Annotated in this window: 39 protein-coding genes and 1 pseudogene; 32 read left to right on the top strand and 8 right to left on the bottom strand. The window is 43.7% G+C overall.

Translation table 11 applies throughout. The features are described from left to right. The first annotated feature begins 4 nt into the window (after positions 1-4). From L4D74_RS03375 to rmf, 4 genes are all read left to right on the top strand, one after another. Complete coding sequence (locus L4D74_RS03375; RefSeq protein WP_428750715.1) at positions 5-256, top strand: glutaredoxin family protein; 252 nt, start codon at positions 5-7, stop codon at positions 254-256. After that, positions 234-2,156, top strand: coding sequence for an ABC transporter ATP-binding protein (locus L4D74_RS03370; protein WP_428750714.1), 1,923 nt, complete (start codon positions 234-236; stop codon positions 2,154-2,156). Before L4D74_RS03375 ends, L4D74_RS03370 begins: the two co-directional genes overlap by 23 nt. A gap of 5 nt (positions 2,157-2,161) precedes the next feature. After that, positions 2,162-4,141: a DUF3466 family protein gene (locus L4D74_RS03365; protein ID WP_428750713.1), complete on the top strand. Its 1,980-nt coding sequence runs from the start codon at positions 2,162-2,164 to the stop codon at positions 4,139-4,141. Positions 4,142-4,308: 167 nt separating this feature from the next. Beyond that, positions 4,309-4,482, top strand: a complete 174-nt coding sequence (gene rmf / locus L4D74_RS03360) for a ribosome modulation factor (protein ID WP_250619036.1) — start codon at positions 4,309-4,311, stop codon at positions 4,480-4,482. 131 nt (positions 4,483-4,613) lie between these two features. On the opposite strand, the gene fabA is transcribed toward rmf, so the two are convergent. Continuing rightward, positions 4,614-5,132 carry a bifunctional 3-hydroxydecanoyl-ACP dehydratase/trans-2-decenoyl-ACP isomerase gene (gene fabA, locus L4D74_RS03355; protein WP_265672862.1) on the bottom strand — a complete coding sequence of 173 codons (519 nt, stop codon included), beginning with the start codon at positions 5,130-5,132 and terminating at the stop codon, positions 4,614-4,616. A 72-nt stretch (positions 5,133-5,204) separates the two neighbouring features. Further along, positions 5,205-6,842, bottom strand: coding sequence for a S16 family serine protease (locus tag L4D74_RS03350; RefSeq protein ID WP_428750712.1), 1,638 nt, complete (start codon positions 6,840-6,842; stop codon positions 5,205-5,207). A gap of 172 nt (positions 6,843-7,014) precedes the next feature. On the opposite strand from L4D74_RS03350, the gene matP reads away from it, so the two are divergent. Both matP and L4D74_RS03340 read left to right on the top strand, forming a co-directional pair. Then, positions 7,015-7,467 carry a macrodomain Ter protein MatP gene (gene matP / locus L4D74_RS03345; protein ID WP_265672860.1) on the top strand — a complete coding sequence of 151 codons (453 nt, stop codon included), beginning with the start codon at positions 7,015-7,017 and terminating at the stop codon, positions 7,465-7,467. Positions 7,468-7,484: 17 nt separating this feature from the next. After that, entirely contained in the window at positions 7,485-7,796 is a 312-nt protein-coding gene (locus L4D74_RS03340; protein WP_428750711.1) for a DUF3634 family protein, read from the top strand. 31 nt (positions 7,797-7,827) lie between these two features. Here the strand turns inward: L4D74_RS03340 and L4D74_RS03335 are convergent, their stop codons facing one another. From L4D74_RS03335 to L4D74_RS03325, 3 genes and pseudogenes are all read right to left on the bottom strand, one after another. Beyond that, entirely contained in the window at positions 7,828-8,079 is a 252-nt protein-coding gene (locus L4D74_RS03335) for a hypothetical protein (protein WP_265672858.1), read from the bottom strand. Positions 8,080-8,910: 831 nt separating this feature from the next. Then, positions 8,911-9,402: pseudogene (locus L4D74_RS03330) on the bottom strand (helix-turn-helix domain-containing protein); the annotation flags it as partial. 154 nt (positions 9,403-9,556) lie between these two features. After that, positions 9,557-9,838 (bottom strand): transcriptional regulator, encoded by a 282-nt coding sequence (locus tag L4D74_RS03325; RefSeq protein ID WP_428750710.1) that lies wholly within the window; start codon positions 9,836-9,838, stop codon positions 9,557-9,559. Positions 9,839-9,980: 142 nt separating this feature from the next. Between L4D74_RS03325 and L4D74_RS03320 the strand changes: the two genes are divergently transcribed. From L4D74_RS03320 to L4D74_RS03215, 22 genes are all read left to right on the top strand, one after another. Beyond that, entirely contained in the window at positions 9,981-10,244 is a 264-nt protein-coding gene (locus tag L4D74_RS03320) for a hypothetical protein (protein ID WP_428750709.1), read from the top strand. Further along, positions 10,241-10,705: a DUF3850 domain-containing protein gene (locus L4D74_RS03315; RefSeq protein ID WP_428750708.1), complete on the top strand. Its 465-nt coding sequence runs from the start codon at positions 10,241-10,243 to the stop codon at positions 10,703-10,705. Before L4D74_RS03320 ends, L4D74_RS03315 begins: the two co-directional genes overlap by 4 nt. Continuing rightward, positions 10,702-10,893, top strand: coding sequence for an antitoxin MazE-like protein (locus L4D74_RS03310; RefSeq protein ID WP_428750707.1), 192 nt, complete (start codon positions 10,702-10,704; stop codon positions 10,891-10,893). Before L4D74_RS03315 ends, L4D74_RS03310 begins: the two co-directional genes overlap by 4 nt. After that, positions 10,890-12,563 (top strand): rolling circle replication-associated protein, encoded by a 1,674-nt coding sequence (locus L4D74_RS03305; RefSeq protein WP_428750706.1) that lies wholly within the window; start codon positions 10,890-10,892, stop codon positions 12,561-12,563. The genes L4D74_RS03310 and L4D74_RS03305 overlap by 4 nt, the downstream gene beginning before the upstream one ends. A gap of 31 nt (positions 12,564-12,594) precedes the next feature. Next, entirely contained in the window at positions 12,595-12,741 is a 147-nt protein-coding gene (locus tag L4D74_RS03300; protein WP_428750705.1) for a hypothetical protein, read from the top strand. 45 nt (positions 12,742-12,786) lie between these two features. Continuing rightward, positions 12,787-13,119, top strand: coding sequence for a hypothetical protein (locus L4D74_RS03295; protein ID WP_428750704.1), 333 nt, complete (start codon positions 12,787-12,789; stop codon positions 13,117-13,119). After that, complete coding sequence (locus L4D74_RS03290) at positions 13,103-13,639, top strand: hypothetical protein (RefSeq protein ID WP_428750703.1); 537 nt, start codon at positions 13,103-13,105, stop codon at positions 13,637-13,639. The genes L4D74_RS03295 and L4D74_RS03290 overlap by 17 nt, the downstream gene beginning before the upstream one ends. Then, entirely contained in the window at positions 13,632-14,141 is a 510-nt protein-coding gene (locus tag L4D74_RS03285) for a hypothetical protein (RefSeq protein WP_428750702.1), read from the top strand. The genes L4D74_RS03290 and L4D74_RS03285 overlap by 8 nt, the downstream gene beginning before the upstream one ends. After that, positions 14,101-14,865: a hypothetical protein gene (locus tag L4D74_RS03280; protein ID WP_428750701.1), complete on the top strand. Its 765-nt coding sequence runs from the start codon at positions 14,101-14,103 to the stop codon at positions 14,863-14,865. Before L4D74_RS03285 ends, L4D74_RS03280 begins: the two co-directional genes overlap by 41 nt. A 116-nt stretch (positions 14,866-14,981) precedes the next feature. Then, the gene (locus tag L4D74_RS03275; protein ID WP_428750700.1) at positions 14,982-15,110 is read left to right on the top strand and encodes a hypothetical protein; all 129 of its coding nucleotides are present in this window, start codon (positions 14,982-14,984) and stop codon (positions 15,108-15,110) included. Positions 15,111-15,113: 3 nt separating this feature from the next. Further along, positions 15,114-15,947 carry a major capsid protein P2 gene (locus L4D74_RS03270; RefSeq protein ID WP_428750699.1) on the top strand — a complete coding sequence of 278 codons (834 nt, stop codon included), beginning with the start codon at positions 15,114-15,116 and terminating at the stop codon, positions 15,945-15,947. An 11-nt stretch (positions 15,948-15,958) separates the two neighbouring features. Then, positions 15,959-16,297, top strand: a complete 339-nt coding sequence (locus tag L4D74_RS03265) for a hypothetical protein (RefSeq protein WP_428750698.1) — start codon at positions 15,959-15,961, stop codon at positions 16,295-16,297. After that, positions 16,297-16,422, top strand: a complete 126-nt coding sequence (locus L4D74_RS03260; protein ID WP_428750697.1) for a hypothetical protein — start codon at positions 16,297-16,299, stop codon at positions 16,420-16,422. Before L4D74_RS03265 ends, L4D74_RS03260 begins: the two co-directional genes overlap by 1 nt. A 1-nt stretch (position 16,423) precedes the next feature. Continuing rightward, a complete protein-coding gene (locus L4D74_RS03255; protein WP_428750696.1) occupies positions 16,424-16,615 on the top strand; it encodes a hypothetical protein in 192 nt (63 codons plus the stop codon). Beyond that, the gene (locus L4D74_RS03250; RefSeq protein WP_428750695.1) at positions 16,612-16,986 is read left to right on the top strand and encodes a DNAase; all 375 of its coding nucleotides are present in this window, start codon (positions 16,612-16,614) and stop codon (positions 16,984-16,986) included. Before L4D74_RS03255 ends, L4D74_RS03250 begins: the two co-directional genes overlap by 4 nt. 3 nt (positions 16,987-16,989) lie before the next feature. Next, positions 16,990-17,487, top strand: coding sequence for a chemotaxis protein (locus tag L4D74_RS03245; RefSeq protein ID WP_428750694.1), 498 nt, complete (start codon positions 16,990-16,992; stop codon positions 17,485-17,487). Next, positions 17,487-18,182, top strand: a complete 696-nt coding sequence (locus L4D74_RS03240) for a hypothetical protein (protein ID WP_428750693.1) — start codon at positions 17,487-17,489, stop codon at positions 18,180-18,182. The genes L4D74_RS03245 and L4D74_RS03240 overlap by 1 nt, the downstream gene beginning before the upstream one ends. Before the next feature lie 2 nt (positions 18,183-18,184). Further along, complete coding sequence (locus L4D74_RS03235) at positions 18,185-18,934, top strand: hypothetical protein (RefSeq protein WP_428750692.1); 750 nt, start codon at positions 18,185-18,187, stop codon at positions 18,932-18,934. Positions 18,935-18,970: 36 nt separating this feature from the next. Beyond that, positions 18,971-19,420, top strand: a complete 450-nt coding sequence (locus tag L4D74_RS03230) for a structural protein (RefSeq protein WP_428751158.1) — start codon at positions 18,971-18,973, stop codon at positions 19,418-19,420. Positions 19,421-19,518: 98 nt separating this feature from the next. Beyond that, on the top strand, positions 19,519-19,731 hold the full coding sequence (locus tag L4D74_RS03225; RefSeq protein ID WP_428750691.1) for a hypothetical protein: 213 nt from the start codon (positions 19,519-19,521) through the stop codon (positions 19,729-19,731). After that, positions 19,731-19,886 carry a hypothetical protein gene (locus L4D74_RS03220; protein WP_372062754.1) on the top strand — a complete coding sequence of 52 codons (156 nt, stop codon included), beginning with the start codon at positions 19,731-19,733 and terminating at the stop codon, positions 19,884-19,886. Before L4D74_RS03225 ends, L4D74_RS03220 begins: the two co-directional genes overlap by 1 nt. 170 nt (positions 19,887-20,056) lie before the next feature. Next, complete coding sequence (locus L4D74_RS03215; RefSeq protein WP_428750690.1) at positions 20,057-20,806, top strand: hypothetical protein; 750 nt, start codon at positions 20,057-20,059, stop codon at positions 20,804-20,806. 47 nt (positions 20,807-20,853) lie between these two features. Here the strand turns inward: L4D74_RS03215 and L4D74_RS03210 are convergent, their stop codons facing one another. Beyond that, positions 20,854-21,276, bottom strand: a complete 423-nt coding sequence (locus L4D74_RS03210; protein ID WP_428750689.1) for a phage protein — start codon at positions 21,274-21,276, stop codon at positions 20,854-20,856. Between the two features lie 317 nt (positions 21,277-21,593). Here L4D74_RS03210 and L4D74_RS03205 point away from each other — a divergent pair, with 317 nt between their 5' ends. The 4 genes from L4D74_RS03205 to L4D74_RS03190 all read left to right on the top strand — a co-directional run bounded on the left by L4D74_RS03205 (position 21,594) and on the right by L4D74_RS03190 (position 23,899). Then, positions 21,594-21,989 (top strand): regulator, encoded by a 396-nt coding sequence (locus L4D74_RS03205; RefSeq protein WP_428750688.1) that lies wholly within the window; start codon positions 21,594-21,596, stop codon positions 21,987-21,989. A gap of 133 nt (positions 21,990-22,122) precedes the next feature. After that, positions 22,123-22,494, top strand: a complete 372-nt coding sequence (locus L4D74_RS03200) for a regulator (protein WP_428750687.1) — start codon at positions 22,123-22,125, stop codon at positions 22,492-22,494. Between the two features lie 233 nt (positions 22,495-22,727). Further along, positions 22,728-23,126: a hypothetical protein gene (locus L4D74_RS03195; protein WP_428750686.1), complete on the top strand. Its 399-nt coding sequence runs from the start codon at positions 22,728-22,730 to the stop codon at positions 23,124-23,126. Between the two features lie 98 nt (positions 23,127-23,224). Further along, a complete protein-coding gene (locus L4D74_RS03190; protein WP_428750685.1) occupies positions 23,225-23,899 on the top strand; it encodes a hypothetical protein in 675 nt (224 codons plus the stop codon). An 877-nt stretch (positions 23,900-24,776) separates the two neighbouring features. On the opposite strand, the gene L4D74_RS03185 is transcribed toward L4D74_RS03190, so the two are convergent. Both L4D74_RS03185 and L4D74_RS03180 read right to left on the bottom strand, forming a co-directional pair. Then, on the bottom strand, positions 24,777-25,157 hold the full coding sequence (locus tag L4D74_RS03185) for a hypothetical protein (RefSeq protein ID WP_428750684.1): 381 nt from the start codon (positions 25,155-25,157) through the stop codon (positions 24,777-24,779). Between the two features lie 88 nt (positions 25,158-25,245). Then, positions 25,246-25,606, bottom strand: a 361-nt coding sequence (locus tag L4D74_RS03180) for a hypothetical protein (protein WP_428750683.1), incomplete at its 5' end; no start/stop codon positions are given.

Raw genomic sequence — 25,606 nt, 5'->3', positions numbered from 1 at the left:
TATAATGACAAAGGAACTGACCTTATACAGCACGGAAGGATGCCATCTTTGTGAGATGGCATCCGAATTACTTCATCGCGTCGGGCTTTCTCAACAATTCGATATTATTGATATAGCATTTAACGATGAGCTCTTTAGCCGTTACGGGGTCACTATTCCAGTGATCTCATATGGTTCTTCAGAGCTCAATTGGCCCTTCGATATTCATCAATTAACACAATGGTTGAACCTTAATGGCATTACTTACCATTCATAATGGACAACTAGCATTCGGCGATCACCCGTTGCTAGACAAATCAGATTTTGCACTTCAAGAAAATGAACGCGTATGTTTAGTTGGGCGTAATGGTGCCGGTAAGTCGACGTTGATGAAAGTCATCGCTGGCGAAATCGTTATGGATGACGGTAAACTCCAAATCACTCAAGATGTTGTTGTTTCGCGTTTGGAGCAAGATCCACCGCGTAACCAAGAAGGGACGGTTGAAGACTACGTGGCAGAAGGGCTTGCAGAAGTTGGTCAGCAATTGAAAGCGTATCATGCATTGCTGGACCTTGTGGCTCATGATCCTAGTGAAAAGAACATTAACAAGCTTGCGAAGATTCAAGATACGCTAGACGTCTTAGGTGCATGGCGTTTTGAAGACCGCATCAAAAATATTCTTGCTGCGTTGAAGCTTGATGGCGCAACATTACTCACGGATTTATCGGGTGGGTGGCAGCGTAAAGCCGCACTTGCACGTGCATTGGTTTGTGATCCAGATGTATTACTTCTTGATGAACCGACCAACCACTTAGATGTTGCGACGATTGAGTGGCTTGAAACGTTTTTGAAAGATTTTCGTGGTTCTATCATCTTCATCTCTCACGACCGAGCGTTTATTAGCTCGATGGCGACGCGCATCGTCGATTTAGACCGCGGTCAGTTGGTGTCTTATCCTGGACGTTATGATCAGTACTTAATCGAGAAAGAAGAAGCGCTGCGTGTAGAGGAAATGCAAAATGCTGAGTTTGACAAGAAACTCGCACAAGAAGAAGTGTGGATTCGTCAGGGAATAAAAGCGCGTCGTACACGTAATGAAGGTCGAGTTCGTGCTCTGAAGAAACTTCGTGAAGAAAGAAGTGACCGCCGTGAAGTGCAAGGCAAGGTGAACCTGAAAGTCGACGATGGTGTTCGTTCAGGTAAGATCGTCTTCGAAGCAGAAAACCTCAGCTATGATATTGAGGGTAAAACAATCGTTAAGGACTTCTCGTTTAACATAATGAGAGGTGACCGTATCGCGTTAATTGGCCCCAATGGCTGCGGTAAGAGTACATTAATTAAGTTGTTGCTTGATAAGCTGCAACCATCTTCAGGTAAATTGAAGTGTGGTACTAAACTGGAAGTGGCGTACTTCGACCAGTACCGAGAATTGCTTGATCCAGAAAAAACAGTAATTGATAACTTAGCTGACGGTAAGCAAGAAGTAACGGTAGGTGGTCGTGAACGACACGCCCTTAGTTACTTGCAAGACTTCTTGTTTGCTCCTAAGCGTGCTCGCACGCCAGTAAAAGCCTTATCTGGTGGTGAGAAAAACCGTTTGTTATTAGCACGTATTTTCTTAAAACCCAATAACCTGTTGATTCTGGATGAGCCAACCAACGATCTTGATATCGAAACACTCGAATTGCTCGAAGATTTATTGGGCAACTATCAAGGAACATTGCTTCTAGTGAGTCACGATCGTCAATTTGTTGATAATACTGTGACCACGAGCTGGATTTTTGAAGGTGAAGGGGTTATTGAAGAGTTTGTTGGCGGTTATCATGATGCACAACAGCAGCGTTTACAGGTTAAAAATGCCAGACGTGATTTAGAACCCGTAAAGACGGTCGAAAAAGCATCGGTTGAACCTAAAAAGAGTACGAGTGCTGTGAACTCTAAACCGAAAAAGCTGTCGTATAAACTGCAAAGAGAGCTTGAAGCGCTACCAGCGCTGCTCGAGCAGTTAGAAGAAGAGTTAGGTTCATTACAAGAAGTTGTGAATAGCGCCGAATTTTTCTCAAAACCCGTTGATGAGACTCAACCAATATTAGATAAACTCTCTGCTAAAGAGCAAGAGTTGGACGTTGCTTTCGAGCGATGGGAAGAGCTAGAAGCAATGCAACAGGAAAGTTAGCCTAAATGAGTTGTACAAAATTTAAAATTTCAATGGTGGCCGCAAGCGTTTTCGCTGCGACCACTGCAAATGCTGCTTTGTATCAGATTGTCGAGATAGACCCGACAGCGAGCATTAGCAGTAGTGGTATTTATGATGCGCAGTACACTGAGTTCTATGGTTCTGCGATCGAGAGTACACCGAGTGCTTCTGTGACTCCTATGGGCTGTTTTACACAAGGTGGTACTTGTACTGACTATACGCTCTATGGTGACTCTAGGAGCGGTTCTGAAGGCTTCTCTTACCGTGATGAAGTACCATTCAATATGGATGTTAGCTTTTATTACACCGATTGGGGACGGAATCGAGACTACTGTCGTTCTGAGCTAGGATACCAAACCTGTGATCCGGCTTGGACGAACAAAATGTGGCATAGCTTTAGTTCGATTGGCGGACTAAAGCGTGAGCGTGATGCTTTTGTCGCTACGGAATATAAATCAAATGCTCAGGCTTTTAGTGGTGATACGGCTTCAGCTGCTGCGGCACCGATGTTAATGGTTAACCCTACTTCTGACGACTATGCGCCAGGAGGGAAAACCACAGCTGAAGCAAATTCTGCAAACATCGTGGTTAATCGCCTTGATGGCGATAAAGTGATTGGCACTGCGAGTTCTGGATACTTTAAGTTAGATTCAAACAATCTTGCTACAGCCTATCGTCAACGTGGTTATGTTTTCGATGGTAGTACTACGACAATGCTGAAACCTCTCGCAGATAACGGCAATACTCAAGAGAAGCAGATTACTACTCAGATGGGTCGTACCATGGCATGGGACTCGTTTACTGATAGCTCTGGTACCTACTATGTGGGTAGCGCCGCAGTAGGTCCATTTGATTACAATGACGATAATAAAAATTGGGGTGGCGACCTAAATAATTGCTTGTCAGGTAATGACCCTGCGGCAAAGCGTGAATGCCAAAATTTTGCATTTGCTTCAAAAGCGGCAGTTTGGTCTTCTGATGGGACCACGGTTAACGCGATATCTGGTTGGAATAATGGTATTGAGCGCAATGTTGACAAAAAAGCGATGCAAGGCAGTGCTAGAGCGGCCGTAATCAGTGCAAACGCGACGGCATTTAACGGAAAGCCTGTTCTTGTTGGTATGAACAGCTATCAAGATGGCAGCAATGTCTTTGTCGAAGCGACAGTATTTCGCCCTAACGGAAACGCGATATCCGCCGGAAATGCGTGGTCACCATCAATAGTGAGCCGCTCGCGGATTAAAGACGGCGATGATTATATCTACACTAACTCTGTAGCGACTGATATCAATACACAACTTGTACTAATTGGTGAAGCAAAACGACGCGGTGATAAACGTGAAAATGGTGCGGCAGCGAACCGAATGTTTTTAGCACAAGTTAACGATAGCGGTGGCGCATCAGCTCAATATTTTGATGAGCTGAACGGTAACAGCGGTATTTTCTTCCGTGGTGTAGGTGGTAAGACGGGCGCAATTAACAATTTCAATGAAATTGTTGGTGCAGTTGACGCTGAGCAAGCTACAGAGTTCTACGGTAAAAAGCGTCGCCAGCGTGGATTTATTTATCCTTATAATACAACAGGTACCAATGCTGAACGCTTAGCCGTTTTTCAAGGTAAACCTTGGCTGTTAGATGATCTGACTAATGGCGGATCTTTTAGTACTAACAATAACAAATATCGTATTATCGATGCGGCTGATATTAACGACGATGGTGTCATCGCTGCAACCGCGATTAAGTGTCCGCAAGGATATGACACCACTGGTCACAACTCATATTGTGGTAATGGGCAGACTACTGAGAAAGTAGTCGCAGTTAAGTTGATCCCGATCTCAAATACAGACGAACGTTCAATTACTCCGCGTACTATTGAAGCGCCACCGGTAGAGCGTAAAGGTGGTAGCTTAGGTTGGATGGCTATGATTTTCTTAGGCTTCTTAGGGTTACGCCGTAACAAATAGTGTAATGAAAGGAATAGCTCGTGTTTATGTGGATAAATACGAGCTTTTTTACGTCTTGAGTTCTGCTAAAAATTGAGCAATTATTATTGAGGAGTCATAAAAACTCTACAAATCTTTAATATCAAAAGGCTGGCTAGTCGCCAGTTTTGTATAGCGAGGACCGCACTATGAAGAGACAAAAGCGTGACCGTTTAGATCGAGCTCAATCCCAAGGCTATAAAGCAGGGTTGAACGGGAAATCTATGGAAACTTGCCCATACCAACAAATGGATGCTAAGTCCTATTGGCTTGGTGGTTGGCGTGATGCGAGAGATGACAGACAGTCAGGGCTTTTCAAGTAGTCGGGAGTAGTTAGGTAAGTTAGAGGGAGGATCTCACATGAGGTCCTTCTTCTAACTTACCTAGCGCACTATAACTAAATAGGTTGGTGGAAAATAAAACGGCAATGATGCCGTTTTAAATAAACTGTCGCTTAAAAAGAAGAAGTGTCTTTAAACAATCCAACTTTTAGGTCTTTTGCTACGTAAATCTCTTTACCATCCACAAGTACACGACCATCTGCGATACCCATTACAAGCTTACGGTTAACAACACGTTTCAGGTGCAGTTCGTACGTAACTTTTTTGGCAGTAGGAAGTACTTGACCCTGAAATTTAAGCTCGCCAACACCTAAAGCACGGCCTTTGCCTTCGCCGCCGATCCAGCCAAGGTAAAATCCAACTAATTGCCACATTGCGTCTAAACCTAGACAGCCTGGCATAACAGGGTCACCGATAAAGTGACAGTCGAAAAACCAAAGATCTGGTGTGATATCTAGCTCTGCGACAACAAGACCTTTACCGAAATCACCTTCAGTTTCTGACATTCTGGTAACACGGTCCATCATTAACATATTTGGAGCGGGTAGCTGAGGGTAGCCTTCACCAAATAGTTCACCACGGCTAGAAGCTAAAAGATCTTCACGAGTATACGAATCACGTCTGTTTTGCATTTTTAAAGTCACTCCAATATTTGATATGAGCATATTAGTGAACACGTGTACGCCAAACAACTCCGACCACGACTAAACAAACCAGTTTCTTACCTTTTCTAACAAGGTTTCTGGTAGTTCAAGTTTTTCAAAGTTTTCAATGCGTTCTGCTATCTTACTTAATACGCTTTCTTCTGATTCACTTTTAAATGGTTTGCCTAGCAGTAAAGGGATCACTTCCACGACATGAGAGACTGCCCAGATGTGAAATTGCCCATTTTTAATGCTATTGACAACTTCTTTGCTCAACGCCAGGTGCTGAACATTTGTTTTTGGTAGAATAACGCCTTGCTTGCCTGTAAAACCTTGATGTTTACAAACATTGTAAAATCCTTCGACCTTTTCATTAAGGCCACCAACCGCTTGAACTCGGCCAAATTGATCAACCGCACCGGTGACGGCAATCTGTTGGTCAATTGGGTATCCAGAAAGGGCGCTGACTAAAGAACACAGCTCAGCTAATGAGGCACTGTCACCGTCTACTTCACAATATGATTGTTCAAAAACAATAGAAGCAGAATAGGGCAACGGGGCATCTAAATTTAGTTCTGTGCTGACGAACGCTTGCATGATCATCATACCTTTGGCATGAATGTTACCCCCAAGTTCGACCTTTCTTTCGACATCAGAAATATCACCATCACCAAAGTGAACCACACAGGAGATACGAGCCGGTTCACCATAAGAGAGTGGATGGCCAGGCATATCGATAACCGTTAAGCCATTAACCTGTCCAATTTGCTCGCCTTGAGTCTCGATGACCACTTGACCTTCTAAAATATCATCGACTGCTCGCGCCGGTAAGTACGCCTCTCTATAGCGCTTTGCCATTATCGCAGACTCTATGTGGTCTTCGTTAATCACACTATTGTTGCTGTAAGAGGATGCTTCTCCTAGCAAAGCGAGGTGCCAATCTAATGATAATGGGACATATTGCTTATCTTCGGTTTCTCTAGCTCCCGCTTGCAGGAGGCGAAGGTAGCCCGATGAATCAAGTGTATGGTTCGGTAAGTTATCCATCATCAGTTGTTTAACAAAGCTTAGATACGGCGCAACTGATTCAATATTTAACTTATAATCACTTTCTAGCTCTGTGTATTGCATGAATCCTGATCTAAACTCAGCCTCTAGATAATCAAACTCTGCTAATTGATCTCTATCACCGATAATAATCAGTTTAAATTCTGAGCTGTAGATAGGCTGTTCAATATTGGCACTGACCTGACTCACTGGTGTCGCTTCTAATTGAGCACCTTGTAGTAGGGCTTTGGTATTGGTCCAGCTCACTAACGTAGACAATACAGTATTCGTTGATGTTATCAGAACACCAGAGTCAGCCTGATGAATGAGGCCCTTTTTAGACTCCACGTGACCATCGGTGACCTGATATTGGTCAAATAATGTTTCTGAGCGAACATCTGCACTAACCACCACATGTGTTCCAAGGTTACGTAGTTCGTTAGCGACAAGCTCGCGATAGGTAAGGCTGCCACCGTCTTTAATCACTAATACTTTAGAAAAACAAGCCGGAGAAACAAAGTACTGAAGTGTTTGTCGCAAACGTGGTTGCAAATCGAACAGGGATTTTCCCGCGCTGTTCGCAACGTTATCTAGAGTAGATTTAAAATCGGTGTAGAGCGGGCAGGCATCTTGCCAAAGGACTGGATTCATTATTTGAGAGCTTAGTTTAGATTTGCATGGAGTATACAACGATTTCACGACTAAAGTTAGTCAATAGCACGTAAATCAACGAGATTTGATTCTCACTTTGAATGGACAATTGTTGAGATTGTAAAGAAGGTGGGTTACGCTGTCACTCTAACCAATGTAGAGGCAATTTTTAATGAAATACCAACAACTTGAAAATCTAGAGTGTGGTTGGAAGTGGCAATATTTGTCAAAAAAACACCGAGATGGCGAAAATATCACTCGGTATGTCGATACAAGTGAGATAGAGCAAGCTATTTCACAACTCAAAGCCATTGAGTATGAGCCGACATTGGTCTTAGATTGGATCAGTGAGCATATGTCATTGGAAGTGGACAATAAACTCAAGCAAGCCATCCGCGCAAAAAGAAAACGTCATTATAACGCAGAACAGGTGCATACGAAGAAAAAGTCGATTGATTTGGACTATCGAGTTTGGGAGAAACTGTCATATCGAGCAAATGAGTTGGGGTGCACGCTGTCAGAAGCGATTGAATATTTACTGAGTGAAGCGTCACGAAGTGAAAAGGCAACTAAAACAGTAAGTAGCTTAAAACAAGATTTGAGTAAACTGCTCGGCGATGATTAACAAGGAAGGAGACGCAAATGCTATATGTAATCTTGATCGGCGCTGTATTAGTATTTTGGTTAGTCGCGATTGATCGTCCTATACTTACCGTGAAAGCTAGTGATGGTAAAATTACGAATATTAAAGGGCATATTCCACCTTCATTTAGTCATAACCTTAAAGATATCGTTGAAAGGGATAATCTTTCTGGCACATTGAAGGTATATCAGACTCGTTCTGGAATGACGCTAAAATTCTCTAAAGACATTAATAAAAAGAGCCAGCAAAAAATACGTAATGTATTCCCGTTCCAAAGCTTTAAATCTAAAGGGCGTAAGAAATCTAGGTAGCAGCTAGGCTGCTACCATATTTATTTCTGTATTAGCCTTGTGCTGCAATTTCTCTTTCATCCCATATTTTCATTAGGGTGCGGCGCGCATCTGAATCAAGCATTTGTATCCTTCTACATGTCCAGTTTTCTGCTACATAGTCCGCCATTTCAAGCGAGATAGGGTTGTTCTCAGTTAAGTACGTATCTAGCGCCGTCTCAGCTTCTAGCAGTGAAAGACCCTCTGTATCCCATTTTTTAATACGAGTGTAACTTGTTTCAAACCACATTAAAGGCAGTGTCATAGAATACTCCATTTCTATAAGTTTATTTAAATAGCTCTATTTCCTTTTCGTTAGAATAATGAAATTTATATTTATGTAAAGGGTTAAGGTTAAAAATAGCGAATAAAAATTTATAAATAACAATCACTATTATCAGCTTTAATTTATTATTACCATATTATTTATACAGGCTATTGAATCCCTATTTAAAAGGTGTCATATGATACATTTGAGTTATATTAATTGCTTCTGGAAAATCAATAGCGGGTGGTTATTATATTGGCTTGGTTTTTATGTTGTCATTCTACCTTTGCTGTTTGTTATCGTTCGCTTTGATTTGTCGTCAAAGCTGGATTTACGGTTCTTTAATTTAGAAAGGGATGAATATGCTAGACGTGCCGGTCTGTCATCAATTGCATACGGGTTACTCCTGATGATTTGACAAGTAGGGGGCATATTACGCGTAATCCAAAGCTCCGTACCCATGGTGCGTCTATCCCGAAGTGTTAATGCACTAGCTATGTGACACCGTAACTTAGTCGGTTTATGTTAATCCATCTTGTCCAACGCTTGAATGGCGTTTTGGCACTGTTGAGTCGTTCGCCTTTCCCTTGTCTCACGACATTGGTTAATAGGTTGAATTAGATTTGCTAATAGTGTTTGCACAACTATTTGTAATCCTACATATTTAGTTCCACGGAACCTAGACCCGTATTAAAGCTTTGCCGCCTACTTACTATTGTGTGTTTGTAGGCGGTTTTTTTTGCTCGATGTTTTTCGAGTACGATGACACCTAACTGAACAAGCGCAGATATTTTCCTTTGATATGACACTAATTAGCGTCGACAAAATTGCCGATTCGGTTTCACTGAACCTTAAGTTCATCAAGCGTCCAGTCGCGTCATCAATGAAGGCCAAAAGGCAGTACTTGTCGCTGTGTCCTTCAAACCAATCGTGGTGTGAGCCATCGATTTGAATGCGTTCACCGAGACAATCTCGGCGATAACGAGGTTGATAGACTCTAGGTTTTCGTTGTGAGTGCGGGATCCAAAGGTTGTCGGCAATCATCCATTGGCGAAGTGTCTCTAACGAGATAGCTAAATTATGATTTTCTATGATCTTTTCACGTGCAAATGTGGGCGAGAAATCAGAATAACGTCGATTACTGGGTTTACCTCTAGAAGCATGGGTTAAACTAGCCGCACCATGTTCACGTAGTTTGTTCATTAACCTTTGAACTTGACGCTCACTTAACGAAAGTATCTCTGCTGCATCAGTACGACGCAAACGATGTTCACAGACGTCTTGAATAACTTTGAATCGACTAATTTCTTTTTCACTCATGGCAATCAACATCTCAGTAGTCCTTAGTAACCGAAGCTGGTACATGAAATGTAGTCAGCAACCAGTACTAAAGTGACATTTTAATCTAGCTCAAAAGTGACATTACTATCTGGGGCTTACAATCTCAGTGCGTATTATCTATCAACTGGTAAAATTAGTTCAAGTTCCTAAAATTAGCAGTTGATGCCTGTAATGCATTGATAAGGCGGGGGTTTTTATATTTATCTTCTATTAAACCGTACACAACATTTTGGTCGTCTTCGTCTAATAAATCTGCAATTCGAAAAGCGACATCCCACCCCATAGAGCATGTACCTTTGCGCCAATGTCTCAATCGACCTTCGCCAACCTCTAATTTTTGAGCAAGCTTGTACTCTGAGGTTAGTTCGTACCGAGTTTTGACCCTGTCCAAAAGTACATTGGTGTAGTTCGTCATGGTTAGTTTCCCGAATTCTAATTGTTAAATTGTAGCGCCACATTATGTAACTTGCAGTACCGTAAGTCATTTGCGGTAGTAAATAATTTACCGTATTGTTTTTTGCGTACTTATGTGAAAAAGCTTGCGGAGGCGACACACTATGGACGTAGATTACACACCATCGAAATCAATCATTGATTTACCTATTTCAGACCCTATTCATGCGCCTTGCCCTGATATGGCAGGGTGCGCTAATCCCGACCCTGAGCTAACCAAAAAATCACTAGATATGGTTGCTCAACTCAAAGCTAAATTTACGCCATCAATCAAAAAGAAGACAAAAATTGCATCGCGATTTCGTCAAGTTTGTAGTTACGATGAAATGAAAGCCATTGGTCACGCTGTCGTTGGGGGTGAAGCATGAGTATTACATTGCGAACGCCAAAGCTACACAGCGTAAAGATTAAGGCTAATTATTTAAATGCAATTATCGATGGTAAAAAGAACTTCGAAATTAGAAAAAATGACAGAGGCTATTGCGTAGGCGACCGAGTGCGTATGTCAGATGGTAAGCGTTATATCATAGTGCGCATCAAGTATCTGACCGATTACGCACAAGCAGATGACTATGTCGTCTTTTCATTTGATTGGATTCAGGGTGGTGTTGAAGAAATCCGCAAGCAAGATGAAGCGCCCCATGTGGGCGCGGATTCTTCCCCTCAAGCATTTGTATTGTGTCAAAACTGCTTAAAGGTAATGAACTTTACTGTTGCTCGTCACAACGAAGATGAATTTTGCACATGCGGCGGTCAACTGTGTGGTTGCGAGGGCTGTCAAAGTCAGGCTGAAAAACAGGTGATTGCAGGCGCTAAGGTTGTTGCATGAGTCGCAACAAACGTTACGAAGAAAAGAAACGCGCTCAAGGCTTGGTGAAAGTCACGCTTTGGGTGCCTGATTCGAGAGAGTCTGAATTCAAAATGTTAGCGGAGGCGTGCTGTCGCTTCCGTCACTTAACGTTTAACACACTTCGAGACACGGAGAGCGGGAAATACGTTTCCCTTGAGCGCTTATGATAACTGACAACGATATTATCTATGCCGCGTCGGTCGTTCAGGGCGCGAATAAAACCAAAGAAAACATTGCCGCTATCGAAAGCGGTTTTTTTGAGTCGGTTGATAATAGCTGGCTAAAACACGAGCAACAAAAGCTTAAGCATTTCGAGCAAGCGCACGTTGCGCGCGTTAAACACCTTCGACCAATCGGGCGCGAAGCGGCGGCGCAAGCCGAAAGTACTAGGCTCGTCAAAAGGCGCAAAAGTCGGACAACAGGTAAACACCGAATTGACCGCTTAAACGGCACGCTTTCGAGCCATGAGCGCCGCACGCGTTCAGTGTTAGAGATAGCGGAGATAAGCCATGTAACCAGAAACAACGCGTTATATGACGTTTCAGGGCTACACGATAATGGTCAGTCTCGTGTTTATTTAATGCAGCGTGAATGGTCAAACGAATACAAGGTACAAACCGTGTATAAGCCTTCACCAAGCGATGCACCGAGCGCGAATGATGGTGAGCGCTATACCAATAATTTAACGCCGCGAGCGGTAAAGAAAATCTTTGAGTCCGGCGCCTATGTTGCGGCAGCTCAAGGCGGTTTTACAACGTTTCTCACGCTGACGTTTTCGCCTGAACTGCGAGAGCAGATTTTTGCTAGTGATATTACGATTGGCAGTGAAGTATCCCGCTTTCTTAATGGCGCTAAAAAGCTTTACCAGCGCGGCTTTGATGTAGTGGTGAAAGGCGATAACGATAACGCGTTACAAGGTCACATTGACGAATGCGCCGAATGTCGCGAAATCGAAGGACAAGACACGCCATTTCATTATATTTGGGTGGCGGAGTGTCCGGCTAACGATGACGGCGAGCCAAACCCACATGTTCACGTACTGCTTAATTGGTCAGTGCCTCGGTGGGCGTTTGATGCATGGGCGAAACGTATTGAAACGTTATGGGGGCATGGTATGGCGAACTTACAACGCATTAAATACTCTGAGGCGGCAAGCTCTTACATTATTAAAGCGGTCGGCTACGCGGCGAAAGGCGGTAACGCCAATCAAGGGCTGATAAGGGGCAACCGTTACAATATTGCCCGCGCATCTCGTGCGCCAAGTTGGGATGTATTAGCGTCATTTGATACCGACAACATGCACGCCATCATTAAAGAATGCGGCTATAAATTGGAACAATGGAAAAAGCCCATTGAGCGCCAAATACGCCACAAGAACCAACAAAAGAAAAGTGCTATCCGAGCGCTTGATATGGCGAAGGGTAATAAAAAGCCCGTTGACCAAATCAGGCTTAAGCGTTTGATAGACAAACTTTCAATCGAAATTCGCGATGAGAAAGCCAAAATTAAAGACCGCGGGCTGTTTGCCAGCTCACAGCAAAACTTTTCGTTAACGTTCAGTGGTGATGACGCCGCCGATAGGCTGGATAACTTTCTTATCTGGGCGGCGGGTGCTCGCGGTTGGTTTATGCAAAGTAAAGACGTACCGGACGTACATGAACTTCGTGATTATGCAAAAGAAAAATACGGCGATGTTTATCGCGCTTACCTTGATAAGCGCTGTTATTGGCAAGCGCTACTCAAGCATGATTTTATTGATTACGACTTGGATTATATAAAAAACGAAGCAATGAACGAACGCTCAGAATTTTGTGACTTCATGCGCTTTGATGCGTGAACAGTTTGAATGCAGTGGCTAGGGAAAAGGAATGGATAATAGCAAAGTAATTTCTGAAATGAGCAGTGAGATTAAATGCGGTAACGCGACAAAAAAGCCGTGGGCGTTTTTTCGAATGCTCATTGTGACACTTAAAAATCTAGATGAGCGTTTAGCGCATTTAGAAAAGCGCGCGTAAGCGCATTAACCATATAAATCAACGTTGAGAAACAGGGGTAAACACATGACAAAGCGCACTGAAACCGCGTGCAATGGCGACTTAAAAGCACTAGACCTTGCTGAAAATCTTGAAGTACAAGTAACGCAAGCCATAAACCAAATCAAAACAATGGACATGAGCAAAATTGCGTCCACCTTGCCGCGCTTACTGATTGGCGGCGGTGACCCGTTCGCCGCACTTGGCTTAGACCCTAAGCTGTTTGAGCAGATTGAAAGGCTGACCGCGCTTAATCGTATCGCTCGGGCAAAATGCCGTGCGTATGTGATGGATGAAAAAGCCGTCATTGCTGACATCATCGAAAATGCGGAGGTGGTCAGCGATGAGCAAAGTGCCTAATCCCGTTCGTGGTTATGTTACTTGCCCTGTATGCAGTGACACCGCGACCGTTCACATGATAGGTGAAGGTAGGCTTATCGCTGAAGGTGAGCCACCTAAAAACCCGCGTAATCTTGGTTTGCTGTATTACCGTTGTCCTAATTGTGGTAACAGCCAAATGTCAAAAAGCGTTAATCAATACATTGATGACCATATGACAGAAAATGAACCGGAAACGGTAAACACTCCGTTAGCGCTTGAAACCGCGTCCGATAAGGCTTTAGAGCCAGTTGTGGATAACGCATTAAGCGACATTGAAACGCCGTTACCTGAAGCGGTTCAAGCGCTCGATAATACACCATTAAGCGCGGCGAACGATGATGAACTGATACCAGTAAAAACGGCAGTGGCTCCCACGCCAAAGCCAAACCGCATAGGTATGAAGTTAGCGATTGGGTTTACCGTCATTCTGCTATTAGTCTTTGGGCTGCATATGGCACTAAAGAGCCAATCAAAAGAAGAGGTTGCCGCCAATGAGTAGTGTTGAAAGTGCGGCGAGTTTTGATGACCTTGATATTGAAAAGTGGTCTGACTCATTAAGTCAAACTGTCGCGATTGAACAAAGTGAAAAACAGGCGTTAGAGCAACCGTTAAGCGGTGAAAAGTCAGTGCCTGGTCAAGCTAATGAAGCAAGCGACAATCCACAGCTAACCAAATCACCTGAAGAAGTTGAAGCAGAAAAAGAAGCCAGCGCGATGTTATTGCGGGCGCTCTTTTCTGGTTTGGAACAAATGACGGGGGTGATTGCTGGCGTATCCTTTGAGTTTCAACCCAGTTGCAAAGAGGCGGTGATTGAAGCGGCGTATCCGGTGTTTGCTAAGCAAGACAAAAACAAGTTGTTTGGGGGGTACGTCGACGAAGCCACCTTGATAATTACACTCATGACGTTGGTTGTTGTTTCAGTCACGCAAGTCAAACGCTTAAAAGCTGAAGGGGGTAAACATGAAAGCACAGCCGTTACCGCGCTTTCCGAGTCCCACTAACTCTAATCCGTCGCTCGATGCTGAGCACGCTATCTACTTAGCAGGGACAGGCGGCGGTAAAACCTCCGCCGTCAAGCATTTGGGGCTAGTGCCTAAAAAGGCGCAAGCGTTATTTTTCGACCCTTACCAGAATTACGCGGGGGCAAAATTTCACGGTCAACACTGCCATGGCTATTCGGTGCGCTCGGAGTTTATCCGCGCTGCCGTAAACGCCAGAAAGCAAGGAAAGCCGTTTAAGGTGGCGTACATCCCTAAACATGGGGCGTGCATGGATGAATTGGAGTTTTTCTCGGCGGTGTCATGGGCGTTAGGCAATGGACGCGCCGCCAAACTCTATTTAGTGATTGAAGAGCTCGCAAGTTGCGCCGAAACGTCAGGCAAACTTAAGGGGAAAACGGGCGAGCTATTGCGCGGTGGTCGTCAGTATGGGCTTGTCGTTCACAGTGTGTTTCAACGTGGTCAGGAAGTGCCTAAAACAGTGACCGACCAATCAAGCGTTTGGTGGGTAGGTTCGGTCAACTCGGTCAATGATGCTAAATGGATAGCCGAGCGTAAAAGCGTGAATGTGGATGAAATCACCGCAATCAAATCCGCTAAGGTCAATAAAGCACGCATAGGCAAACCCATTGCCGAGTATTTATTGATTCGCGATGGCATTGGAAACATCGAACGCGCCGCGTTTAATTGCGCGACAGGCAAGAAATTAACCCGCCAATACCGTTAGTTTAAACCTATAGGTTACCCGTTTAACCTATAGGTTCCACTCGCTTCACTCATCCATCAAACCCCTATAGCTTGAGTTTGCACATTTAATTCTAACGTTGCGAATCAGGGGAAACCATGCAAGCAAAACACAAAACTATGTTGATGACCGTCGTTGCAGTACTTATTGCGCTCGCCGTCATCAACAACGTGAGCGCGTTAACGCCGCTTAAAGAGCAAGTCAACGGTGATTCAGGGTGGTTTTAAGCTATGGAACTACTAAGAACGCCATTTAATCCACGCCCACACGATTTAGACCCTGTTGAAGGGGTGAATTGGGGCAATCAGGCGACACTACGTCTAGTGTCTGGTCCCACTTATAGCTCTATTGAGCTGGTTACGAGCATTATTGACCCGTCTGATATTGAGCGCGTGCGCTTAACGTTAAACGGTAAAGAAGTGTATAGCGTGACAGGTCAAGACCTTGTTGACATCCAAGAGCACCGCAAGCAGTTCACGCAAGCGGGGCGCTATGTGATTCCGTTTGCTGATTTAACACTGCGCACAAAAGGCGGCGTGCGTACGGGGGAACTCGTCACACTGCAAGGTGAAATCTGGATGGTTTACATCCAACTCGCCTCAAAAGATGCGGGAACCAATCCGCCAAGTATGCGTGCTCGCGCTCATACTACCGCCGCGCAATCAACGCGCATTTATTTGCCGCGTATCTATTCACTGACGTATTACGCTGCCGCGTCTGGTCGTACGCCGTTTGATTTTGCTGAGCGTTCGCCATTCTTTTCACTAAAGCGCATCCACTTCAAAGATGACAGCATTAGCCGTGTTCGCGTGCTACGTGATGACCGTGAAGAAATGAACGTGACCAAAGACGATAACGCGTTTGACCTTGCTTTATCTGGTCTTGAGCAAAATGACGGTTGGTTCACGCTTGATTTTGTTCGTACAGGCTTTGGTGTCGAAGGTCGCTTACAAACCAATGCGATGAAACAGCTTCAGTTTGAAGTTGAAAAATCAGCGGCGGGCAGTATTCCGGTATTGATTGAATCTATCGAGCAAGTGGGCGAAATCACACACGTCAAGTAAGGGGGTAACGCATGTCTTACCCAGACGAAAAGCAAAACACCGCGGGCGAAAGCTCGGGGTGGTGGGATAGCGTCATCGAAGGTGCGGGCGAAATTGTTGGCGGTGCGGTGGATGTTGTGGGGGATTTTTCGGGCGATTGGCTTGGTATCAAAGTTGATAACGAGTTAGATCGCGCCGAATCAAGCAACCCAGACGAAAACCGCAAGAACAACAACAACTACCAGCAACCCAACGGGCAACCCGTGAATACGGCGCCTAAAGGGATGCAATGGCAAACCATGGCACTTATTGCATTGGTGATAGTCGTGGCGCTCGGTGGCTTGGCGTTTGCCTTTAAAGGGGGCAAATAATGCCGATAGTCTATCTCGGGGTGGCGGGCTTAACTTTAGGGTTTTTGACCGCCAAGGAAATCAACAAATCAGCGTGGCTCATTGTGGTGGTTTTAGCGCTGATTATTTGGCTTAAGAAAGGTTGATATGTTTGGAGCAATGACCAGTTTGACAGGGGGCGGCGGTTTAACGGGCGGAAGCGCGGGACCGTCTACCGCTAAAAGCAGCAACCAATCAGGGCAATCCATTGGCGGGATTAACATGGGCGGCGGTGTCAATCCGTGGCTCATTGTTGCAGTTCTCGTGATTGCCGTTGTCGCGATTAAGGCGCTCAAATGATTACGATGGTGACACGCTCTGACATCGCGGTAGCGCGTTTACGCTCTGCATTTAGCGCTTGCCCTAGTGACTTTGAAGTGATGAAGCAACGCATTGATGAAGAGCGCGTGAGCCTTTATTTGCTCAAGGGTGAAGGTTACCACTTGAACATAGCGGGTGAGGTTATCGGCGGCTCTTATTTCATTTGGGCTGTTGAGGGAACGGGCGCCATAAAAGCGACCCGTGAGCTTGCCAAGTACGTTAAAAGCGGTGGATTAAAGGCAATAACGACAAAGACCTATTTTCCTTTGGTGGCAAGGCTACTTAAGCGACTGGGGACTGTGTCTACGATAGAGCATTGTGACCACCAATTTTTACGATGGGAGGTGTGACGCATGGGTGGTAAATCCAGTTCAAGCAATAGCACTAGTACGAAGAATACAAGCAGTCAAAACGCCATTAGTGGTGACAACTTAGGGGTTGCACTGAGTGGTATTGAAGGCTCAACCATAAACGCCACCGTTACCGACCATGGCAGCGTTGGAAAAGCGTTTGATTTCGCGGGTGATGCTTTCGATGAGTCAATGGAATTTGCAACCGGAGCAATGAGTGAATCGTTGAAATTGGTGGATAACAACACTGAAAACAGCTTGAGATTCGCGGCGGGTGCATTGGATGAGTTTAGTGCATCGAATAGTGAAAACTTACAAATGATGGCGGGGCTATCGGGTAATCAAGCGGCGCAAAACGCTAAGAACCTCGAAAAACTCTCTGAGTTTGCGAAGTTCAAGCAAGACGGCGGTCAAAGCGCGTTGAATCAACAGCAAATTATTTTGATGGCGATTATCGTGATTGTGCTTGGCTTTATCTTGTATAAGGCGGTGAAAAAGTAATGCGATTACAGCTAACTAAAGGGGTGCAAATCCCCTTAACGATTGAATCAACATGGCTATTCATCGAATCCATTAGCGGAAAGTTAATGGTTGAAATTGACCAAACGGGTGAGCGTTTCTCGCTACCTAATCGTTCAGTGTTTCGCTATGGCAAACCCTTTGGACGCATTTTCTTAATGGGCGAGGGTGAATTGATTTTAGAGCATGGTGTGGGGGATTTTACGCCACCAATTGAAGGTCAAAAACTCGATGTTCAAACCATGCCACAAATGGAAATTGCAGACGGTCAGCGCGTCAGTATTGAGACTTTGCCAAAGGTTGAATTGGCTAATGGTCAACAGGTGGGTATTTCTGCTCTACCTAAAGTTCAGATTGAAAGCGGGCAAAGCGTGGGGGTAAGCACTCTACCGAAAGTGCAGATTGAAGCAGGTCAAAGCCTTGCGGTCACGACGTTACCAAAAGTCGTCATTGAAGTGAGTGGCAACCTTAACGCGCACATTGGTGAAGCACCGCTTACCGTTCCTGCTAACGCCATGCGTAAAGGCGTATGGATAAAGGCGAAATCAACCAATACAGGGCTTATTGATTTGATGGGCTTTGAGCTTGCAGCGGGTGAGCAAATCCGTTTAGAGAGCACCGCATTAATTGAATTAACAGGGACAGCGCCGGACGCCGTTCAAGTCTTGGAGTATTAACCATGTCGAATTTACCACCACTGCCAACGGGCAGTAATCGAAACAAAATTGAATTTCTGTATTCGTTGTTAGGGATGGATACAGGGTTAGATTTAACCGCTGAATTCCGCATTCACCCAAAAATCGGAGGGGACTTAGATTCACCTCTGTTAATCGGTATGAATCAAAGTGGGCGCTCTGGTGAGAATACCCATAATTATGATTTCTATACCTGCCCAAATTCGGATGTTTTTTCATTGCGTCGTGCGGCTATCGCTTTGCTTGATAGCGAAGGATACCCACGAGAAACAGACGAAGACGACGGCACATTCTGGTATCCAGAAGGGACGGTGGTGACATTCCGAATGAATGTGCTTTTTGATATGCGATTAAGAACGTCGGGGCAAACAAAAACGGATGTTTTGAGTGCAATTAATGAACGTGGAATGGTGCTAGGGCTTGACGTTAACAGCAACAATACAAGCAATCATTTTGTTCAACTTAACGCTTCCATTGCGGATAACGGTGATATTCGAGCGAATGGCTTTGTGCCCTTAACCGTTCATATGGATGCGTTTGATGCGATTTTTTATGACGATTCAAACCATGATGCTGAGTTAAATCTATCTACTGATTTTCAAATGTGGCTATCTGGATTTGAGTTAAGTAATGGAACGGCACTACCCACTAATGAAGCCGCTGTGGCTTGGTTTGAAATGAGCACTTCTATCACCAAAGTGTGGTCGGGGCATGTCCAGTCAGTAGAAGAGTAAACGAAAATGGTTCGTTGGCTTTTATTAATCCTACTCATGGCGCTTGCGTATAAGGGCGCCGATACCGGAGTGAAACTAGTGAAATCACAACTCAATCGCGGGATACGCAATAACAACCCGCTCAATATTCGCATTAGCTCTAATGCTTGGGTGGGCAAGGTGACGCCGTCACAAGATAGGGCATTTGAAACCTTTAGTCATTCCAAATATGGCTTTCGTGCGGCTACTCGCTTAGTGCGAAATTACCAAAGCCTATATGGACTTGACACACTATCGGGCATTGTCAGCCGTTGGGCGCCAGCTCATGAAAACGACACAAACAATTACACGCAGTTCGTTGCAGGCAAAATAGGCGTCTCACCAAATGACACGCTTAATCTAGGCGATGACGCATTAATGACACGCCTCGTGCATGCAATGTCAATTATGGAAGTCGGGCATTACTACAGCATGCAAGATGCGGCTCAAGGGGTAGCACTCGCATGAACAAGCAAGATTTAGCGCTACGTGTGACCTTGGCGGTCATTACAACGCTTTTGAGCTCATGGTTATATTACAAATTATCTAAAAAGTAGGGGTACAATATGAAATTATTTGGCATTGATTTTTCTCAGCCATCAACACAGAAAGGTTTAGTATTATTGGGTAGCGCAGCGGCTTTGTTTACAGGGCGTCCAGAGCTACTCACCGCATCCGTAACACCGGATGGGATACAAGCTGGCGGTATCATTGGCGCCGCGGCTCCGGTTGTTATCGGGCTTTGGGAAACAATACGCAATGAATTCAAAGGGCAATAATGGGTTTGGTGGAATCGCTTTTGCTGTCAGCGCTCACGGGCGGCGCGTCAGCAATGGCGACAGTCATTGCCCTAAAGGTCGACATTAAATGGATGCGCGACATTCTCAAAGACCACGCCGAACGAATAAAGGCGTTAGAAACAAAAGCTCAATGAACCCGCTGAAAGGCGGGTTTTTTAATGGCGTCACTGGTGACAATACGATAGTGTATGTACAAATTAACACAATTTGAGTTGTGTAAAAAAAGAAACAGCATAAAAAATATATGTAGCAAGTTCCAACTACATATGAGACTTAACTAATCACTAAATTTTGAGTTAATAACATGAAGGATATTTTTAAATCCCTTAAAGAGAATGCGACTTCAAGACTTAAGAATCCGATAATCGGTGCTTTTGTTTTAGCTTGGTGCGCACTAAACATCAGCGGTTTAGCGACATTCTTCTTATCAGATAATGAAGCTAAACTTAGAATCGTATCAACCAAAGTCTGGTCTTTTAGTAGCGATATTATTGTACCTTTAGTTATTGGGATAATTTATTTGCTTTTGCTACCACTTTTAAATTTAGCGTATGAGTTTATTAACGAGGGGGTGATAAATAATTTCCGCGATAATCAGCAAAATCAAAATGACAAACGGCGATTTATTCGGCAGAAATCCACCGTTGCAGCAAAGATAGAAGCGGATGAGGAATACATACGCAAGCTTAAGGATAGTGACATTGAAGGCTGGGTTGCAGAGCAAGGAGATAGAAACCGAGAGTTCATTAGCCAGAAAGAAAAATACGCCTCATTGCTAGTAACGTTTAGTGAAAAAGAAAATCACTTTAAGATTTCAAACTCTCTGCTTAAAAGGGATTTAAACGAAACTCACTCAAAGCTAACGCACTTAGAAGGTGATGTGGCGGTGAAATTATCTTACTTAGAATCAGCCCTAACAGAGATGGACAAAAAAATTAATGCGCTAGAAAACCAAGAGTACGATTCAACCAATCTAAACATTAAAGAGTTACGTTCTAGCGTAGATGAAGTGCGAACTAAATTTGGTATTTGGGATGATGATATTCCATTCTAATAAGTCTCGCTGACAAATATAAGAAAGGCTCAAAATGAGCCTTTCTTTTATTTGAACTTAGTGGGTATCCAAGGCGCTGCCGTCATACGGCGACCACCACGAAACGGCAATACATTCTCTTTAGCAGGGTAAATCTTCGGATAATCAATGTGACCGTGTAACTCAACCAATTCACGATGTTCATCGCGCCATAGCACAAAGCTTTCTAATTCCTTTGGACTAAATTCTCGTCCCGTGGGTGTGACAAGCACCGCACGGGCTTCATCGATATAAAAGCCACGCCAACGAATATCATTGGGCAAGTAGCCAAGCGCTTTAATCAACAGCAGCTTTTCAGCCATGGGGTTGATGGGAACCGTGCCATTAAGCCAGCGCGAAATAGTGACTTTGTTTACATGGAAATATTCAGCGCCAGCGCGCACAGTTTTAAATTCTCGCCAATACAACGTGACGAATGACTCTAACATCATAGTGATAAGCCTCACATAAATTCTGATACAACAAACGTTAATTTCTATTGCTTTGTTTTTATTGATAGTCACTGTCGATAGCGAACGCTAAAGTGGACATTTTGGCTATCAGCCAAGTTTCAAAGCAACACGGAGCGTATCAGTGTGAACGCTAACAATGCATGGGTAAGGAATCGCAACTAACTGAAATTCTTACAAATTAAACGGGCAAATATTCAATATCTTCAAATGTTAAAAAAGTACCTCTCGGTGCGTATTATCCGACCTTAAGTTAAATAGAAGCAACTAAGTGCTTATTAGTGGGAGTTATCTATTTTATGCGTTTTAATTACAATGACTTAAATTTGGCTCAAAAACATAAAACTCTTAAGATTTTGGATGAATTAGATGTCGAAAGTGTAGCAAAACTATGTTTTAAAACTGTGAAGACAGTCGAAAAATGGAAGCACAATGGTTGTATACCCCCAGAGTACATAAGGTTGATAAGAATGCACCATCGAAAAGAATTATCGAGTGGTTTAGAGTGGCAAGGATTCTATATAGAGGGAGGGAAGCTTAGATTGCCAACAGGTCAAATGATAGGCCCGCAGCAATTGGTTCTAGCTGTTGCATTGTTAGAGTTAGGCGCTAAGCCTGAACTTGTTGTAATCCGAAAAATCAGGAAAGTTGCCTTGGCCTTAAATAGCCTGCGCACCCCGAATCGGAAAACTTAGAATGGCGACCTAAGAGGATATGGCATTGAAGTAACTCAATGTGATTCTATATGTTGATAGTTGCGTAAATTGACAGGTAGTAAGTTTGTGCCGCTAGCGTAGTTATGTGCTTTTAATTAACAAAGGCATATATATGAGTTACTTAGAGATAACGAACAATTACATTTTTAGACAGGTTAAGTGTGGCGTGTCGCCTGAAATGACGGCAAAACTCTGCTTTAAGACACTGAAGGATGTTCAGAACTGGGATAAAGGAGAAACAATTCCGCCTGAGTACAGGAGACTTCTTAGGATTTACTCAAATCGCCAGCTAGGGATCGGAAATTCTTGGCAGGGGTTTGAAATGGTCGGTGAAAAAATGCAGTTACCAACTGGCCAGATGGTAACTGCTCAGCAAATTCTCACGGGTATTGCGTTGATTGAGATTGGCTCTGAACTAGAACTTAAGACATCTAGCAAAGTCCTTCAGTTTTCTAGAGCTATAACAAAAATCAAACTAGGCTAATTCTGGTGTTGCTTGCTGCCAACTTTAGGTATATCCCATAACGACGTATAGATTCTCCTTAAGACTCTACTCAACACATACGTGTTCGTAGCAAGTATTTCTTAAGATAAGCGTTCAGCGTCAAATCATATTTTTATAACAAAACACTCATAAGTGGCTAATTATATTTGTATTTCAGGGCATGTTACCTGAACATAGCCAGCCTAACAGGCCAAACGTATAAATGGTGCAAGATGACTTTAAAAACAAAGCTAGCGTTAACTAGCGCTATCACTTGGATTCTTTGTCTAACTATCTTTCTACTTTCCGTATATGTATTAGATGCTAACGAAGTGTTGAACACGAAAAACTGGGTTGCTAGATGTGGGACGATCATATTGGTGATTGCTGCGCTATCTGAATGGACAATGCTTAGGCGCATAGAGCGTTATAGACAGTGGACATTGAAATCCAGCCTTATTCCGAAGGAGTCTAAAGCGTGGTTTGATGCAAAAGCTGATATAGAGAAACAGTTTATCAATCCAGTTCGAGCAATAGCAGAATGGAGCAATATATTCTTGCTGATAGCCGGAACAGTACTTAACGGGTTTGGTGACTTGATATACCAATCCACATACTCACCTATAGGGTAAAGCTAAATAATACGCTTATGTTTTGTATTTTTGCTTCCCCAAAGTATATGCTAAGGTGCAGCACTGATAAGCTAGACAGTAGTTTAATAGGAGTAAACTTGACGGTATTCGGAATATGTACGACAGCACTATATGTGTTGGCTATTGTTTTCTTTAGATGGGAATCATTTGATCAATTGAAGGTGATTCCGCTGAACGAATTAGGGGACTTTTTGGCTGGGGTTTTTGGGCCACTTACAATCTTTTGGTTAATACTAGGGTACGTTCAACAACAACGAGAACTCAAGCAGAATACCAAAGCTTTAGAGCTTCAAGCTAGCGAACTACGTAGGTCTGTAGAACAACATAAGGAATTGGTGAAAGCTACCTATGAGCAAGTCCAAACTGACAAAGAAGCACTGGAATTTGAGTTTGAGCGAGAGAAAAAGAAGGATTTGCCTGATATATCAGTAATCTCAGCACGTAAGACTATGAGTGTTGGAACTAATCAACATTTTGAGATCAAGTTGAAAAATTCGGGGAAAGTAGCTTCAAAGGTGCAGCCACTATTTAATCCTCCGTTAAAGCAAGTACCGGAGAGCTATATAATGGACTTCTTTGACACTGATACCGTAAAAACTATTAAGTGGGATGAGGAGAAATCTGGAAAAAACCCACCTGAATTAATCTTAAATATCCTATATACAGCAACTGACAATAGTCAACATACGAAGGTGTATAAACTCAAGTTGATTCCTGACGAATACAGGTTTGACGTTGTGCAAATCAACTAAAAAATAAGATTAACAAACGTACTTCACTCAAAAAATCCCAAATTGACTTTTCTCCTTTAAACAGTGGAATTTCCCCCCGTAATACAGGTACGGGGGTTTGACGCTTCCGCGCTCGATTCAATCACATTCAAAAGCCTTTTCTCTATTGTTGATCCTTTTTTGGGTTGCCATTGCTTAACTCGCCATTCTCGTTTCTGCGCTCTGCAAGGCTGGCTTTGCAGGAAGGTAGGGGTTTTGCGTCTTCTTCATGGGGAGCTTTGGTTTCGGGCGGGTTGGGGCAGTCATGCCTAATTGTGTATCGGTGGGCGCCCTTATCCCTGTCGGGCCATTCACGTTAGCTTAGGAACTTAAGGTTGTTGAGCTGGCGTTCGTTGCGAGTTTGTCATTTTTTGACATACTCTAGCGTTGCTTCTTTTCGTACTAGAACTTTCGTTTCATTGCCGTTTCAAATTAACAATTTTGACGTAATTTCATACTTTTACCATACTTGACTGCACTTTTTCACACAACGCACGGCCTCCGCTCAGCGTCGCTCCGTTCGTGCGTTGTGTTCAATGCGTTTCGTGTAATTTGTATGGTTCGTTCAAGATTCAGCTTGRTGTGTTCACAATCAAGTATGACYGTCTGTGACTGACTTCATGAGTGTGCTTTTAACATTTCACATACCAGATAGTGCAAGGTTATGCTGATTACATCCTTTGGCAACTTTTGCTTGCTGCCCTTGGAAGTGAGAAAGCCGGACTCTGTATAGAGTTCGGCTTTYTTGCGTTTGCTGACGCGCGGATTTGGTTTGGTGCTGATGGTKGGCTGTTGTTYYGCTTGTCGGCTCATTCTGGAATGCAGCAATGCTTTGCTTCAATCCAGAACGAGCTTGATTTCAGAACAAGCTCACAACGGTATTCTTGCCTTCTAGCTCTACGTTGTGGTCGATGAAGTGTTGTGGCTCTCCGTTCTTGAGTAGAATGAACAGCCGTTGCTCTAAATACGTACCGACCACAAAGTGGTCTTTGGGAATGTTGTACGTGGGCTTGTCTGCTTCGAGGTCTTCGCATAGCGCTGCTATGTTCGCGAGCTTGACCTTGGGCAATCCTATTAAGTTTCCTGCTTCAATAAAGCCGCCAAAAGGGGCGCTATGTGTGTTGCCACTTTTGAGCAAGGCGTTGATATTACCGTCTTCTCGTTTGCTTGAATCTACCGCACCGTGTTCGTTGATGCGGTCAATCCGGTAGTTTGAACGTACCTGTATAGACCTAAACATACGCCACCTTAAAAATACTGTATGTTTATACAGTTTATTTCGATCCCCGTGTTTTTGTCCACTTTTGTGTCGTTGAACCTGGTTACAGTCATCCATCGTTGTCATTTACGATTGATTCATCAATATCAACTGTCGCTAAGTCTGTTCGCTGATAGTCATTTGAAACGGGTTCACAAGTGACAAACTTAGAACGCTGATTCCTTGTTAACTTAACCAAACAGCTATCAATAAACACAACGTCAACATTGAATGCTGACAAAGATCTATCTGAGACATAATAAGTATCACTACCTGATATCAACTTAAAGTCAACATGAACGGACTGTAAATCGTCACTGTGCTTCGACAGTTGGTATGAGGTGACATAGACATTGGTCACTAAATCAAAAAAAGGGAAGTAGAACGATAAGGAGTTCACCTCTGGTTTGATGTAATAAACATTATCGTAC

The organism is Vibrio cionasavignyae (assembly GCF_050337155.1).
GTDB lineage: Bacteria > Pseudomonadota > Gammaproteobacteria > Enterobacterales > Vibrionaceae > Vibrio > Vibrio nomapromontoriensis.
This window is presented reverse-complemented; position numbering and strand designations above follow the sequence as displayed.

Excerpts from the sequence above, each read along its gene's own strand:
- L4D74_RS03370 (WP_428750714.1), top strand. The coding sequence starts at position 234 with ATGGCATTACTTACCATTCATAATGGACAACTAGCATTCGGCGATCAC.
- L4D74_RS03340 (WP_428750711.1), top strand. The coding sequence starts at position 7,485 with ATGCTATATGTAATCTTGATCGGCGCTGTATTAGTATTTTGGTTAGTC.
- L4D74_RS03275 (WP_428750700.1), top strand. The coding sequence starts at position 14,982 with ATGCAAGCAAAACACAAAACTATGTTGATGACCGTCGTTGCAGTACTT.
- L4D74_RS03295 (WP_428750704.1), top strand. The coding sequence starts at position 12,787 with ATGACAAAGCGCACTGAAACCGCGTGCAATGGCGACTTAAAAGCACTA.
- L4D74_RS03350 (WP_428750712.1), bottom strand. The coding sequence starts at position 6,842 with ATGAATCCAGTCCTTTGGCAAGATGCCTGCCCGCTCTACACCGATTTT.
- L4D74_RS03310 (WP_428750707.1), top strand. The coding sequence starts at position 10,702 with ATGAGTCGCAACAAACGTTACGAAGAAAAGAAACGCGCTCAAGGCTTG.
- L4D74_RS03375 (WP_428750715.1), top strand. The coding sequence starts at position 5 with ATGACAAAGGAACTGACCTTATACAGCACGGAAGGATGCCATCTTTGT.
- L4D74_RS03210 (WP_428750689.1), bottom strand. The coding sequence starts at position 21,276 with ATGATGTTAGAGTCATTCGTCACGTTGTATTGGCGAGAATTTAAAACT.
- L4D74_RS03285 (WP_428750702.1), top strand. The coding sequence starts at position 13,632 with ATGAGTAGTGTTGAAAGTGCGGCGAGTTTTGATGACCTTGATATTGAA.
- L4D74_RS03290 (WP_428750703.1), top strand. The coding sequence starts at position 13,103 with ATGAGCAAAGTGCCTAATCCCGTTCGTGGTTATGTTACTTGCCCTGTA.
- L4D74_RS03230 (WP_428751158.1), top strand. The coding sequence starts at position 18,971 with ATGGCGCTTGCGTATAAGGGCGCCGATACCGGAGTGAAACTAGTGAAA.
- L4D74_RS03365 (WP_428750713.1), top strand. The coding sequence starts at position 2,162 with ATGAGTTGTACAAAATTTAAAATTTCAATGGTGGCCGCAAGCGTTTTC.
- L4D74_RS03260 (WP_428750697.1), top strand. The coding sequence starts at position 16,297 with ATGCCGATAGTCTATCTCGGGGTGGCGGGCTTAACTTTAGGGTTTTTG.
- L4D74_RS03205 (WP_428750688.1), top strand. The coding sequence starts at position 21,594 with ATGCGTTTTAATTACAATGACTTAAATTTGGCTCAAAAACATAAAACT.
- L4D74_RS03250 (WP_428750695.1), top strand. The coding sequence starts at position 16,612 with ATGATTACGATGGTGACACGCTCTGACATCGCGGTAGCGCGTTTACGC.
- L4D74_RS03265 (WP_428750698.1), top strand. The coding sequence starts at position 15,959 with ATGTCTTACCCAGACGAAAAGCAAAACACCGCGGGCGAAAGCTCGGGG.
- L4D74_RS03225 (WP_428750691.1), top strand. The coding sequence starts at position 19,519 with ATGAAATTATTTGGCATTGATTTTTCTCAGCCATCAACACAGAAAGGT.
- L4D74_RS03315 (WP_428750708.1), top strand. The coding sequence starts at position 10,241 with ATGAGTATTACATTGCGAACGCCAAAGCTACACAGCGTAAAGATTAAG.
- matP (WP_265672860.1), top strand. The coding sequence starts at position 7,015 with ATGAAATACCAACAACTTGAAAATCTAGAGTGTGGTTGGAAGTGGCAA.
- L4D74_RS03240 (WP_428750693.1), top strand. The coding sequence starts at position 17,487 with ATGCGATTACAGCTAACTAAAGGGGTGCAAATCCCCTTAACGATTGAA.
- L4D74_RS03185 (WP_428750684.1), bottom strand. The coding sequence starts at position 25,157 with ATGTTTAGGTCTATACAGGTACGTTCAAACTACCGGATTGACCGCATC.
- L4D74_RS03335 (WP_265672858.1), bottom strand. The coding sequence starts at position 8,079 with ATGACACTGCCTTTAATGTGGTTTGAAACAAGTTACACTCGTATTAAA.
- L4D74_RS03215 (WP_428750690.1), top strand. The coding sequence starts at position 20,057 with ATGAAGGATATTTTTAAATCCCTTAAAGAGAATGCGACTTCAAGACTT.
- L4D74_RS03320 (WP_428750709.1), top strand. The coding sequence starts at position 9,981 with ATGGACGTAGATTACACACCATCGAAATCAATCATTGATTTACCTATT.
- L4D74_RS03300 (WP_428750705.1), top strand. The coding sequence starts at position 12,595 with ATGGATAATAGCAAAGTAATTTCTGAAATGAGCAGTGAGATTAAATGC.
- rmf (WP_250619036.1), top strand. The coding sequence starts at position 4,309 with ATGAAGAGACAAAAGCGTGACCGTTTAGATCGAGCTCAATCCCAAGGC.
- L4D74_RS03245 (WP_428750694.1), top strand. The coding sequence starts at position 16,990 with ATGGGTGGTAAATCCAGTTCAAGCAATAGCACTAGTACGAAGAATACA.
- L4D74_RS03325 (WP_428750710.1), bottom strand. The coding sequence starts at position 9,838 with ATGACGAACTACACCAATGTACTTTTGGACAGGGTCAAAACTCGGTAC.
- L4D74_RS03220 (WP_372062754.1), top strand. The coding sequence starts at position 19,731 with ATGGGTTTGGTGGAATCGCTTTTGCTGTCAGCGCTCACGGGCGGCGCG.
- L4D74_RS03235 (WP_428750692.1), top strand. The coding sequence starts at position 18,185 with ATGTCGAATTTACCACCACTGCCAACGGGCAGTAATCGAAACAAAATT.
- fabA (WP_265672862.1), bottom strand. The coding sequence starts at position 5,132 with ATGCAAAACAGACGTGATTCGTATACTCGTGAAGATCTTTTAGCTTCT.
- L4D74_RS03280 (WP_428750701.1), top strand. The coding sequence starts at position 14,101 with ATGAAAGCACAGCCGTTACCGCGCTTTCCGAGTCCCACTAACTCTAAT.
- L4D74_RS03200 (WP_428750687.1), top strand. The coding sequence starts at position 22,123 with ATGAGTTACTTAGAGATAACGAACAATTACATTTTTAGACAGGTTAAG.
- L4D74_RS03270 (WP_428750699.1), top strand. The coding sequence starts at position 15,114 with ATGGAACTACTAAGAACGCCATTTAATCCACGCCCACACGATTTAGAC.
- L4D74_RS03255 (WP_428750696.1), top strand. The coding sequence starts at position 16,424 with ATGTTTGGAGCAATGACCAGTTTGACAGGGGGCGGCGGTTTAACGGGC.
- L4D74_RS03195 (WP_428750686.1), top strand. The coding sequence starts at position 22,728 with ATGACTTTAAAAACAAAGCTAGCGTTAACTAGCGCTATCACTTGGATT.
- L4D74_RS03305 (WP_428750706.1), top strand. The coding sequence starts at position 10,890 with ATGATAACTGACAACGATATTATCTATGCCGCGTCGGTCGTTCAGGGC.